Source organism: Flavobacterium sp. GCM10023249, assembly GCF_042653365.1.
Lineage (GTDB): Bacteria > Bacteroidota > Bacteroidia > Flavobacteriales > Flavobacteriaceae > Flavobacterium.
Genome location: NZ_JBHSHZ010000009.1, coordinates 628,358 through 641,394 on the forward strand (window position 1 = coordinate 628,358; position 13,037 = coordinate 641,394).

Below are 13,037 nucleotides of genomic sequence, written 5' to 3' on the forward strand. Positions count from 1 at the left end.
ATTATAATTTATTATTTATTCTTATTAGTCCTCCTGACCAGGACAATCCAACACCAAATCCAACAATCACAATATCTTCAGCATTAATTGATTCTTTGGAATCAGTATAGCGTTTCAAAGCTATTGGTATTGTAGACGAAACTGTATTTCCCCCATCAGCCAAATTATTATAGAAATTTTCAGTGTTTATTTTCAGACGTTTTCTCATATGATTCAACATAAACTCATTTGCCTGATGAAATATAAACTGGGAAATCTCTTCTTTTTGGATTTTATTTTTTTCTAAAACTTCTTCAGTAAATTTAGGGATTACCTCGCTTGTAAAATTAAAAACTTCAGGACCATTCATATACAAATGATTGTTCGTATAAATATTTTCAGAACCATAATCAATTTCCTCAGGATCTGTCTCTAGTGGAAAACGACTACATCCGTTTTTAACAATTAATTTATCATAACCAGATCCGTCAGTTCCTGACAAAAAATGCCCGATATTTTCTTCTTCTGAAAAGGAAATCAAGGTTGCTGTTGCTGCATCTCCAAATATTGCTCTGTTCGAACGATCTTTTTTATGCAAATATTTAGAATACGTTTCAGCGGTTACCAGCAACACGTTTTTAGCCTGCCCTGAATTGATTAATCCTTTTGCCATCCCTACTCCATATGTAAATCCGGAACAGCCTAAATTAAAATCAAATGCCCCAATATTTCTATTTAAACCAAGTTTATTTTGAAGTACACATGCAGTAGTTGGTAAAAAGTATTCCGGACTCTGAGTACAATAGAGAATAAAATCAATAGTATTTCTGTCGATTCTTAAAAAAAGTTTTTCACAGGCTTTAACAGCTAAATCAAATGCTGTCTCATTATCCGAAACCCAGTACCTGTTTTTTATTCCTACTTTTTCCTCAAATCTTGTAAAATCATAATCAGGGAATTGTTTAGACAAATCCTCATTTGTAACTTTCTTGACCGGAAAAAAAAAATCAATAGCTTTAATTGAAGCCCCCATAATCATTCCCTTTAAAAGGTTCTGTCATCGTAACGTCATCAGGGTTTATACCTTCCGACTTAATAACCTTGTACAAGGTCAAATATATAATTTTAAAGTCTAATAAAAAAGAAAGATTATCGACATAAAACACATCCAATTCAAATTTTCTGTCCCATGAAATTGCATTTCGACCATTCACCTGTGCCCAACCAGTAATTCCTGGTTTCACTTCATGACGGCGGTTTTGAAAAGAACTATACAGGTGTAAATAACCTGTTAGCAAAGGTCTTGGTCCAATTAAACTCATATCTCCTTTAAGCACATTAATCAATTGTGGAATTTCATCAAGCGACGTCTTTCTTACAAATTTCCCAATAAAAGTAAGCCTATCCAAATCTTGTAAAAGCCTTCCATGTGCATCTTTTTTATCATTCATTGTTTTAAACTTGATAATAGAAAAAACTTTACCGTTTTTCCCAGGACGCTGTTGAATAAAAAATGGCCTACCCGAATTGACTATAAAGAGACAAACAGTAATTACAATAAAAACCGGACTCAGAATAATAATACCGAATAAAGACAAGATAAAATCAAATAAACGTTTAATAATTGTTTTATACATTATATCAGGCTTTTTTATACTCTTCCAATAAAGACTCCCATATCGTTTGTCTATTATACTTATTTACAATTATATCACGTGCTTTATCTGATAATTCTTCTTTAAGCAATGGTATTGTACACAATTTATTCATTGCATCATAAATTGCGAATTCATTTTTCACAGGTATGATCAAACCATTAACTTTTTCAGTAATAATCTCATTACATCCATTTATATCTGTCACAATCGAAGGCAATCCCATTGCTCCAGCTTGCATAACCACATTTGGAAACCCTTCCCTATAACTCGGAAATACTAAAGCATCAGAAATACTAAAAAAAGGTCTGACATCGTTTTGAAAACCAGCCTGTATTATGGAGTCATTTTTTCCCAAAACCTCAATTGTTGTGGGCAGTAATGGATCTAAATCTCCCTCAAAACCTCCTACCAACAAAAGCTTGACATTTTGTTCTTTCTCTCTTAATGACACAAAAGCTTTTACCAGCTCATTGATTCCTTTATCAGAAACCAAACGCCCTACAAAAATAAAAACAAAATCACTCTTTTTAATACCTAATTCATTTCTTAACGCATCTTTCTCAACATCAGCATAAAAATCGGGATTAAAATAGGCAGTGTCTATACCGTTTGAGCTTCCCTGTCCAATTATTGATAATTTTTCCGTTTTACAATATTTGTTTTCGATTATAATTTCTTTTAACCCTGAAGAATTAGGCAAAACTTTGGTTGCACAGGCATAAATAATCTTTTCAACAAAATCCAGAATACTTCTTTTAAAACCAGTAGCTTCTAACAAAGGTAAGCCAGCAACTGTATGCCATCTGTTTGGAACCCCAGCCAATTTCGCAGCTAGCATTCCAACCAAACCTGCTTTTGGCGTATGAGAATGAACCATAAAAGGTTTTTCTTTTTTAAGGAAAACATACAATTTCCAAATTGCAGTCAAATCTTTAAATGGAGTAATTTTACGTGTCATTTCGACACAATAACCCGAGACACCTTCTTTTTTGACATATTCTTCAAGCTTAACTTTCTCCGAAGAGACAGCAATAACTTCATAAAAATTATTCATGAAATGCAGTTGTCCCGTCAGAAGTTTTTCAAGCGAAATAGGTATGGTTGTTATACGTACAAGTTTTTTTCTTTTCATAGCTTACAAAGGTATGCTATAACGAAAATTTTCTAAAATAATTGTCGGTTATTTTTTGGCGTAAATCAAAAACCACATCAACATAGGTTTTATAGTATGCTTCAGAGACAAAAAGTTTTTTCTTGTATTCTTTGTATGGGATTGATTTGTAGCGATCAGGTAAAGCAGGATTCAATTGATAAGAAGGACTCACTTCAAGTATCAAAGGCAATGTATTCAAATCATCTTTTTCCCAAGTTATATCAAAGGCACCGGTTGTCATTTTCATCCGGTTCATATAATCCACAAAAAGTGTTCTCCATTGCTCTGGAAACTCCCCAAAAACAGTCGAATTACCAAAAGAAGTTGCGGTTGGCTTCCATTCATCAGTGGAGTTCACACGCCAGTAAAACGAAATGACTTCTTCATTTAAAATCACAACTCTTAAATCACGACGCATATCAACCAATTTTTGAACAATGGTTTTAGAATGTCCTTTATCCCAAACTTTTTCAAGATTGACCAACAATTCTTCCATTGAATTAACTTTGGTTATACCTCTTGAACCTGCTGAATGAATTTCCTTGATTAATACAGGAAACTTTATTTCATCCAATTCCGATTGCACAAAATTACGACTAAGCACTACAGTTTTCGGATGACTGATTTCTAATTTTGCGAATTGATCCTGCATGAAGGCTTTATTTTCCCAATATTCAATTTCTGAAGTTTTTGGAAAAACATTATTACCTTGCCCTTCCAGTAATTTTACCGTCTGATGTAGTGTTTCAGAATAATTTGCCAACTTATAAGGGTTACAATTTTCTGAAACATTGTAAAAAACTTTTTTATTGACACACTTCCCTATATTACTACCAATGACAATTTTAAAAGGAATATTTTTTTGCGCAATAGCTTCTATTAATGCAAAATCACTTAATAAATCATTATGTTTCAAGTATCGTAATAATGTCGTTATTGGGTTTGTTTTAATCCAAACAATGGTATCGGCATTTTTATCGTGGTTTTTAATCCATTTTAATAAAGAAATCCTAATAAACAAATATAGGAAAGCAAGAATTTTTGAAATTAATCGGTTAAGAAATTTCATAGAGATCAATTTAGTGATTATTTAATTTTAAGATTGAATTGTAATCATAATATTTCACGTTTAATTTTTTCACTTCCTGAATTACTTCATCATAAAAAAGCACTTTCTCTTTTTCATGATTATAACTTAGATCGTCAAAATAAACAACACCAAAACGTTCACATAGGTATTTAAGATAAACTAATTTATCTTTCGGATTATTGGTAAGTATTAATATTTGGGGAGCATTAAAACTTCTTTTTTTCAACCATTTTTCGGTAACATCATAATCAACAATATTCCTATTACTTAAAAATACCACAGGCAAATCTCCGTAATTTTCTTTTATGTATTTTATAGTGCCCTCCAACGGTTCTAAATTTCTAAAATAAGCAAACCTGCCTTTTTTAAAATCATGCAGGTTTTTCCATGTATCAGCAATGGTATTATCAATATCTAAAACCAGAAATTGTTTTGTTTCACATTTCCGGGAAAATATTTTCAATTTATTGATAAAAAAAAACTTTATAAGAGGATTATATAAGGCTTTTATGATTGCGCGCATAACAACTCTTTTATTGCTTTAATGATCTGTAGGTTTTCTTCAAAAGTACGTGAAGCAATCCTAACAAACTGACCATCCAAACCAATTTTATCAGAACAATCTCTGACATAAATTCCATAGTTAACCAATAAATTAACGGTAAATTCAAACGAAGTCATTCCGTTTTCGATTTCAATTAGCGCAAAATTTGCTTTGGAAGGATAAACATTAATCCCTTTTATATTTTTCAGTTCATCTAAAAACATAAAAGTGTTCATGATGTATTTCTTTCTTTCAACATTATACTTTTCGATAAATGCCTCATCAGAATAAACCTTAAAGAAATAATTGGTAAGCCCTGAAACATTCCAAAGGTATCCGTTTCGCAACAAAACATCCACTTTTTCACTATTCATTACGGCATAACCTGCTCGTAATCCAGCAATACCAAAGTCTTTGGACATACTTTTTACTATAATAAGATTTGAATATTTATCTGTCAGTTCTTCAGAAGTAATTTGTGACAGTTCAATATCTTCATAAGCAAAATGAATAAAGCTTTCATCTATGATAACATTATCAACTTCGGTTAAATTTGATATCAAGTAATGAAAATCTTCCTGTTTTAAGTAACCTCCGTTTGGATTGTTCGGATTAATGATTACAATTGTATCTGGCTTTTCTTTTTTTACAAATTCCACATATTTTTTGGGATCAAGAAGAAATTTATCTTCTTTCAAAAGTGGAAAGTAAACTATATCGATTCCCTCTTTCACAAACTCATAATAGGATGAAAAAGTAGGCGATATTATAGCTATTTTATTCTTTACAAAGTTATGAAGGATACCTTGAATAATTTCAATAGCTCCATTCCCTACAAATATTTTCTTGTGATCGACATTAATAGCCTCCGAAATATACTTGGCTATTTCTCTATTTTGTGGTGGATAGAATTCTAAAACGTCACGCAGCCTGTTATTATCTATTAAATCCTCATGAAGGAATTTCATAAACAAATCTGTTGCATATGGATTTGACAAAAAACAAGCATCAATATTGATTTCAAGTTCCGGGCATTCTTTCATTATAGTATCCACACTTGGCGAATGCGTTCCGGAATTATTTTTTAGCTCCTTTATTTTATCAATAACATTATTATTTAAGTAATTTTTTGTCATAAATTAATCTTTTAGCGAGCGTAAATGTATAATAAAAATCTTTTTGAAAAAATTATGAATTACCTAATTGTATTATAAAATACGGTAAACATTAAAACATTAAGAAAAACCAGAAAAAAAGCTCCGAATTTATACCTATTATTATTAAGTAATGGCTCTAATATAAAAGGTAGAAAGATCCATGACAAAGCGCCGATCCTATCTGAAAAAGCTACATTAAAACTCAAAAAGAAAAAAGAACTTGATATCAAGAAAACTTTCAAAAAATATCCATATTTCTTTTGATCTTCAACATCATCAATTTTCTTATAAAAAAAGTATCCGAGTGCAGCAAAAATCATATTAAAAAGAACAAAAGAAGCCTTAAATCCCAACTCATAATCAATCCAATCCTCTTTATCAAAATAAGAATCAAAACGATTTTTAAAGAATATATTAAAAAAAGGCAGAAAATCCAGCAAGGAATTAATCCCCACTCCCATATAAGACAAAACTATAGAAATAAAAAAAATAGCGTAAAACAATTTATAGGTAATATTTCTTTTGGCAATCAAAAAAAACAAAAAAGGTATTAAGACAGATCCGTGAAAAGAAACTCCTAAAGCTCCAATAGCATAGGCCTTCAATTTCTTCATCTTAAGAATAAGCACAATAGAAAACAATAAAAAAGGAACTGCTAGACCGCTCCTAACTACATTAATCCCAAAAGATTCAAAAAAGAAAAAGCTGGTAAAAGTAAAATACATCAAATACATTTTTGACTTATCCCAAACATAAAACAAAAAAATCATTGATAAATTATACATTAGCGCAACCCCTACAAAAAAACCTCTTTCATCAGTAATTACCCTAAATATTTCAACAAGCAATGAAAAACCTAAGTCTTTGGCGTCCCTAAGGGTATTATACCTAAACTGTTCAACATACATCATCGTATCAGAGCCAATGGAATAATCCCTATATCCGAACACAAATGAATAACTTAGTGCTATGACAATCCCAAAAAACAGATTATTCCTTACATTTTTCTCCTTTTTTATATTATGTTCAATAGAAAAAAACACAGCAAAAATTGCAGATAATATATATACAAACAAATAGGAATCCTGATAATACATACTTTATGTTTATTTATCTGCTTTCACATTGTTTAGAATATCTTGATAGATCCCTTTTTTTTCAGGTTCAACGCCTTTAAATCTATGCCTAACCGATAGATAATCTAGTTGTAAAATTTCAAAAACACGGCAATATATGAATTTAAAATAATTCAGGTATACAATTCTAAACTTGTCAGAAAATGATAGATTATATTCTTTGGCAAATTTCTTTTTCCCCGGAAGCGATGTTAGAAATTTACTACTATTGTTTGTACTAATCTCGCGGTAAAACAATAAAGGCTCACTGATATTCAAAAAAACGGAATCATTAATTGATCTGTTCCAAAGTTCAAAATCTTCAACTCTGACGAAATCATTCGAATACATATGTTTTTTGAACCATTTTGTTTTGGCAAAAACCGTAGGATGGATAGGCACTTTTTCATCTAGTGTATCTCTTCTTGTTTTAATCACAGACGAATGCTTATATCCCAATATATTATTCTCATCATCAATACTTACAGCATCGGAATGAGTAACATCTGCATGCGGGTTTTTCTCCAATAACGCCAATTGTTTTTCAATTCTCTCCGGAAACATAATATCATCAGCATCCATACGTGCAAAATATTTCCCTTGAGCAAGATCAATCAACTGATTTAACCTGAAAATCAATCCTTTATTTTCACCATCTGAAATAATTTTTATACGAGGATCTTCAAACTGCTTAACAATTTCCAAGGATCCATCTTTTGAACCATCGTCGACAAGTATAATTTCCAAATTTTGATACGTTTGGTTCAAGATTGATTTAATACAATCCCCAAGATGGTTTTCAACATTAAAAAAAGGCACTCCAATTGTTACTAACTTCATTACTCTACTTCAAAAAATTTATAAACGTTTAAAAAAACTTAATTCATAAGTTCCCTTAATTTTTGACATCATCAAATGTATACTCAGTGATATCACAAAAAACAGACTATCTGCCCAATTCAATTTAAAATTAAAATTCTTACTATCATTGATCATTTTGCAAAAAATCTCCTCTGATTTCTGAATACTGAAAGCAAAAGCTCTTTTCCTTGCTTTATCACATTCTGCTTGATATTCTTCACTACTTTGATTGAGCAATTTAAATATATAGGTCTCTATGGCATTAACTGAATAATCCAAACCCTTTTCCTGATAAGAATACGTATGAGTATCATGTAAAAAACCATAAGTGATAGGCTCTTGCTCATTCTCAATACCAATCAATGCTGGAATAGCACAGGCAGAAGCCTCAATAAGAGCAGTTCCTGCCCCAATAAACATCAAAGAATCATTGATTGTCTCTTTGAATAAATGGTAAGGAACTCCAGGATGGAATTTGATTTGACTTTGAAGATTTTCATTTTTTACGATTTCCTCCAAATTTTCTCTTTCTATTCCATCTCCATACGAATCATAGTGCAGTGCGACTCCTTGGCTGTTCATACTCTTAATGATCTCAATCATTTGGAAATTGTATTTCTTCCATGCAGTCAACCTTCCGATAGAAACTATTCTCTTATTCTGAACACCACTTTGGCTTCCCTCATATTTTTCCAGGTTAATTCCAATTGGCACAATATTACTTCCTCCGAATTTTTGATCATAGTCGGTTTCATAAAAAGCGCGGGACATTTCACTGTAGAAAGTAATATTTTGGGCTGGAAGTTTTCGAAGAAATTCATTGATTTTCTTTCCAAAAAAACTACCTGTGAAATCTTTCACATTAAATTCATTAATATGATAAACTCCAGTAGTGATATTTATTCCAGGTTTCAGCTTCAACAACCTTGCACTAAACAACATTGAATTTGTATCTGGTGCGTGAATATGCGTAATATCAGAAAGTATATCATTCTTGAACTTTCTCACTTTTAAAGGAAAAAGTAACTTTAGTATTGGGAAAGTTTTTCTAAAAAAAACAGGCATATAAACATAATCGTCCCAATGATATACAGTTGCATAGCTTTTTAATTCATTAAGAAGGCCTTCATCAAATTTAGTGGTAAAAAACAAAACCGTTACTTGAATATTTCTATTGTGCAACTGTTTTATCATCCTAACCAAAAATGTTTCAATACCGCCTAATGGCAAACAGGAGTATAAAAACAATATTCTCATAATTTATCTTCGTTGTAAAAATAATATCCCATAAATCCTAGGCTTACCAAAAAACATAAGAAATAAGTTAAAACATGAGCATAATTAGCGCCAATCACTCCATATTTAGGCACAAATAAATATGAAAAAGTTAACATACACGTAAAGATCAACAATTCAAACAGCAAGTATACTTTCAGCTTCTCTTTGAGAACAATCAAAAATCCAAAAACTAAACAAAGAACTTTAAACACATCACCTACAGCTTGCCAGGTAACTAATTTTTCTGCTGGTTCAAATGACGCTGTAAAAAATAATGAAATCAAGAAGCTCTTCATGAAATACACTATAATCACATATATTGATACTAAAGGAATTAAAATTAGATACGCATTCTTGATCACTTTTTTTAATTCTGAAACAGATTCACTTTTTCCTAATTCGGGCAAATAATAATTGGCCATTACTACATTAAGAAAAACCAAACCGGACTCAGACAATTTTGCAGCCGACTGCCAGTACCCAACATTATTCCATCCACCATTATCCAGTATTAATTTACGAATAAGTACTTGTGCCAAAGGTAAGAGACATGAAGAAAAAATAAGCATGAACGAATACTTCAGAAGACTTTTCACATTTTCTTTTTCAACTGAAGAAAAACGAAATAGCTGAATTTCTTTTCTCAATTTAAAAAAATATGCAATTAAAAAAATGAGTCCTGGGGAAATTGCAAGCCAAATAAGTCCTAGCATAGCTCCGGGTACTCTAAATAAATAAACAAATAAAATTAATCCCAAAGTTCCTACAACTGAAGCGATTATTGTTAGGATTGAAAAAAACTTACTTCTCTGCATTCCGTTTAAATATCCTCCATATATAACAGAAAAAATATTAAAAAACTGCAAAAAGGCTAGAATTCTGATTACAAATGCATAATCCGGAATTTCAAAAAGCTCTTTGGATATAACTCCAGCAAAAAGGAAAAGAAACATTCCCAATAGTATTGAAAATCCAAATCCAATCCAAAATCCGGCAGAGATAACATTATTAATTTTTTCGGAATCATTTTTGAATTGGGATACTTTACTGATTATCCCATTTGAGATACCTCCTCCAGCTGTTGTCGCTATTATAGCCATCAAACTCATAAGCTGTCCTAACATTCCAAACCCTTCCACACCGATGTAATAGGAAATTATCTTTATCCCGACAACTCCCAGTACAATCTTCAAACCAGTAGACCCAGCCAAATATAAGCCCGATTTTATAACACGCATTATTGAATCGATTTATTAAATTTTATAAAAATCTTTTATTGCATTGTTGATATAATCAACTTCAGAGTCAGATAAATCGAAATATAAAGGCAAACGAACCAATGTATCAGAAAAATGATCTGTATAAGGCAAATCACCTAAGCCTAATTCTTTATGCTTTTCAACATAAAATGGGCTTTTATGCAAACTCAGGTAATGAAAAACAGCCAAAATACCTTTTTCTTTCAAATGCGCCAATAAAGCGGTTCTTTCCTCTAAATTATTTGTTACCAAATAAAACATATGCCCGTTATTAGTTGCGTATTCAGGAACGAGAGGCAGACCGACATTCTTTTTCTTATTAATTTCAGAAAGACTTTGATTATATGAATTCCAAATTTGTAACCTTCTTTTTTGAATCATATCCAAATTTTCAAGTTGAGCCCAAAGGAAAGCTGCAATTGTTTCAGAAGGTAAAAATGAACTTCCCATATCAACCCAGCCATACTTATCTACTTCTCCTCTGAAAAAAGAGGATCTGTTTGTACCTTTTTCCCAAATTATTTCTGCCCTATCTGAAAACTGTTCATCATTGATTGCTAACATGCCTCCTTCACCCGAAATGATATTTTTCGTTTCATGAAATGAAAAAGCAGCAAGATGTCCAATTGATCCCAAAGCCTTTTTAATTCCATCTTTTCCGGTATAAAAACTATCAATTGCCTGAGCTGCATCTTCAACGACAAATAACTTATACTTTTCGGCCAATTCCATAATCCCATCCATATCACAGGCAATTCCAGCATAATGCACAGGTACAATTGCTTTTGTTCTGGGGGTAATTAGTCCTTCAATTTTTGTAACATCCATATTGGGATTGTCCCTTTCTGAATCTGCAAAAACTATATTAGCCCCTCTCAGAATAAAAGCATTTGCAGTGCTAACGAAAGTATACGAAGGCATTATCACTTCGTCACCCGGTTTAATATCAATCAACAATGCGGCCATTTCTAGCGCATCGGTACAAGAAGTAGTCAAAAGACATTTTTTGAATCCATAGTTGTTCTCAAAATACTCCTGACACAACTTTGTATATTTACCGTTTCCCGATAATTTTCCGGTATTTACGGCATCATAGATATAATGTGTTTCTTTACCCGTTAAGTGGGGTTTATTAAATAAAATCATGCTTAACAAATTATTTTAGACGAATTCTGAAAGAATTAAAAACTACTTCATTACCATTTTCATGTTTTGCAACATCAATACGCAAAAGTCCTTTACCACAAACAATAACCGGTTTACGATTATCTTTAAAGATTAATTTTCCTGCTTGTCTGTTTTCAATACTGACATCATCAATTAAAGTAACTTCCTCTATTCTGATTTTTTCATTTTCATAAAAACAAGAAGCTCCATTGTAAGGATATCCGACTGAATCTACAAGTCTTTTGATATAAGCAGCATCATTATTCCAATCAATCGCATAATCCTCTTCATCCCTCCAAAGACTATACGTTGCATCTTCTTCATTTTGTGGAATGGCTTCCAAATCGACATTACCAGAAATTTTAGCTAGAATCTTAATCAGTAATTCAGCGTATAAATCACTAATTAGTGTAATGGCTTCATTTATTTTTATGGGATATTTTACAGTAATGGAGGATTGGTAAATCACATCTCCTTTATCATAACTTTCTGTTCCGAACAAAGCAGTTACACCAACTTTTTCATCTCCATTAAGCAAAGCCGTAACCAAAGGATTAAAACCTCTATACTTAGGCAATAAAGAATCATGGATTACAATAAGTTTTTCATTTTCCCCAACATTAATCAACCAGCGCCAACCTATTGCTATATGATAAGAAGCACTGAGTATTGAATCATCACCACTTCTGAATTTATAATTTATTTTTCTCTCTATTGCTATTTTTTCAATAGCCTCAGAGTAATCATTTACAATACTTTTATCTTTAGCAATAATCAGAAGATCTATTGCTTCAATGAGTGTCTGATCTAATTCTGATATTGCCTTAAGCGCTTTATACCCCAGACCATATACAACAGCCCCCATACTATTTAGCAATTTTCCTTAAATATTCGGCATAACCACTTTTACCAAGTCCTTCTGCACATGCTTTAAATTCGTCTTTGGTAATAAAATTTTTACGGTATGCCACCTCTTCGATACATGCGATTTTTAGACCTGTTCTTTTTTCAACTGCTTTTACGAATTCCGTTGCTTCGGTAAGGGATTCATGCGTTCCTGTGTCTAACCAGGCAAAACCGCGCCCCATCAATTGAAGGTTTAATTTCCCATGTTCCAAATATTCCTGATTCACCGTTGTAATTTCCAATTCACCTCGATCTGATGGTTTTATTTTCTTAGCAATTTCAACTACAGAATTAGGATAAAAATATAAGCCAACCACTGCAAAATTAGATTTGGGCTCTAAAGGTTTTTCTTCAATAGAAAGCACTTTACCATTAGCATCGAATTCTGCTACACCATAACGTTCCGGATCATCTACATAATAACCAAAAACTGTAGCTTCTTTATTATCAGTAACTATATTTACTGCATTGGATAATAAGTTTTGCAAACCAGCTCCATAAAAAATATTATCTCCAAGCACCAAACATACATCATCGTCTCCAATGAATTCTTCTCCTAAAATGAAAGCTTGTGCCAACCCGTCTGGTGAGGGTTGTTCAACATAAGAAAACTGTACACCAATTTGGCTCCCATCTCCAAACAAACGTTTAAAATTAGGTAAATCAAGTGGAGTCGAAATAATCAATATCTCTTTTATACCTGCTAACATAAGTACCGAAAGAGGGTAATAAATCATCGGTTTATCATATACAGGTAGTAATTGTTTGGATACTACTTGGGTAAGCGGATGCAAACGAGTTCCTGATCCTCCAGCTAAAATTATTCCTTTCATTGTAAAATCTTTAAATTTCAGACTATGATTTCATTTC

13 protein-coding genes are annotated in these 13,037 nt (G+C 31.9%); all 13 read right to left on the reverse strand.

Translation table 11 applies throughout. The annotated features are described in order from the left end of the window. Position 1 precedes the first annotated feature (1 nt). Genes ACFO7M_RS09610 through rfbA form a run of 13 tightly spaced genes read right to left on the reverse strand, consistent with a single transcriptional unit; the run spans position 2 to position 13,000 of the window. On the reverse strand, positions 2-1,012 hold the full coding sequence (locus tag ACFO7M_RS09610; protein ID WP_379714660.1) for a 3-oxoacyl-ACP synthase III family protein: 1,011 nt from the start codon (positions 1,010-1,012) through the stop codon (positions 2-4). Next, positions 996-1,616 carry a sugar transferase gene (locus ACFO7M_RS09615; protein ID WP_379714663.1) on the reverse strand — a complete coding sequence of 207 codons (621 nt, stop codon included), beginning with the start codon at positions 1,614-1,616 and terminating at the stop codon, positions 996-998. Before ACFO7M_RS09615 ends, ACFO7M_RS09610 begins: the two co-directional genes overlap by 17 nt. A 4-nt stretch (positions 1,617-1,620) precedes the next feature. Then, positions 1,621-2,769, reverse strand: a complete 1,149-nt coding sequence (locus ACFO7M_RS09620; protein ID WP_379735355.1) for a glycosyltransferase family 4 protein — start codon at positions 2,767-2,769, stop codon at positions 1,621-1,623. A 16-nt stretch (positions 2,770-2,785) separates the two neighbouring features. Next, a complete protein-coding gene (locus ACFO7M_RS09625) occupies positions 2,786-3,859 on the reverse strand; it encodes an ATP-grasp domain-containing protein (RefSeq protein WP_379714668.1) in 1,074 nt (357 codons plus the stop codon). A 10-nt stretch (positions 3,860-3,869) separates the two neighbouring features. Beyond that, positions 3,870-4,343 carry a hypothetical protein gene (locus tag ACFO7M_RS09630; RefSeq protein WP_379735356.1) on the reverse strand — a complete coding sequence of 158 codons (474 nt, stop codon included), beginning with the start codon at positions 4,341-4,343 and terminating at the stop codon, positions 3,870-3,872. A gap of 44 nt (positions 4,344-4,387) precedes the next feature. Continuing rightward, complete coding sequence (locus ACFO7M_RS09635) at positions 4,388-5,560, reverse strand: pyridoxal phosphate-dependent aminotransferase (RefSeq protein ID WP_379714674.1); 1,173 nt, start codon at positions 5,558-5,560, stop codon at positions 4,388-4,390. A 59-nt stretch (positions 5,561-5,619) separates the two neighbouring features. Continuing rightward, positions 5,620-6,678 (reverse strand): EpsG family protein, encoded by a 1,059-nt coding sequence (locus tag ACFO7M_RS09640; protein WP_379714677.1) that lies wholly within the window; start codon positions 6,676-6,678, stop codon positions 5,620-5,622. Between the two features lie 9 nt (positions 6,679-6,687). After that, complete coding sequence (locus ACFO7M_RS09645) at positions 6,688-7,536, reverse strand: glycosyltransferase family 2 protein (RefSeq protein ID WP_379735358.1); 849 nt, start codon at positions 7,534-7,536, stop codon at positions 6,688-6,690. An 18-nt stretch (positions 7,537-7,554) separates the two neighbouring features. Next, a complete protein-coding gene (locus ACFO7M_RS09650) occupies positions 7,555-8,814 on the reverse strand; it encodes a glycosyltransferase (RefSeq protein WP_379714684.1) in 1,260 nt (419 codons plus the stop codon). Beyond that, the gene (locus ACFO7M_RS09655) at positions 8,811-10,073 is read right to left on the reverse strand and encodes an O-antigen translocase (RefSeq protein ID WP_379735360.1); all 1,263 of its coding nucleotides are present in this window, start codon (positions 10,071-10,073) and stop codon (positions 8,811-8,813) included. The genes ACFO7M_RS09650 and ACFO7M_RS09655 overlap by 4 nt, the downstream gene beginning before the upstream one ends. 15 nt (positions 10,074-10,088) lie before the next feature. Then, a complete protein-coding gene (gene rffA / locus ACFO7M_RS09660) occupies positions 10,089-11,240 on the reverse strand; it encodes a dTDP-4-amino-4,6-dideoxygalactose transaminase (protein WP_379735362.1) in 1,152 nt (383 codons plus the stop codon). Between the two features lie 10 nt (positions 11,241-11,250). After that, on the reverse strand, positions 11,251-12,126 hold the full coding sequence (locus ACFO7M_RS09665) for a formyltransferase family protein (RefSeq protein ID WP_379735364.1): 876 nt from the start codon (positions 12,124-12,126) through the stop codon (positions 11,251-11,253). Position 12,127: 1 nt separating this feature from the next. Next, complete coding sequence (gene rfbA / locus ACFO7M_RS09670) at positions 12,128-13,000, reverse strand: glucose-1-phosphate thymidylyltransferase RfbA (RefSeq protein ID WP_379714694.1); 873 nt, start codon at positions 12,998-13,000, stop codon at positions 12,128-12,130. Positions 13,001-13,037: the final 37 nt, after the last annotated feature.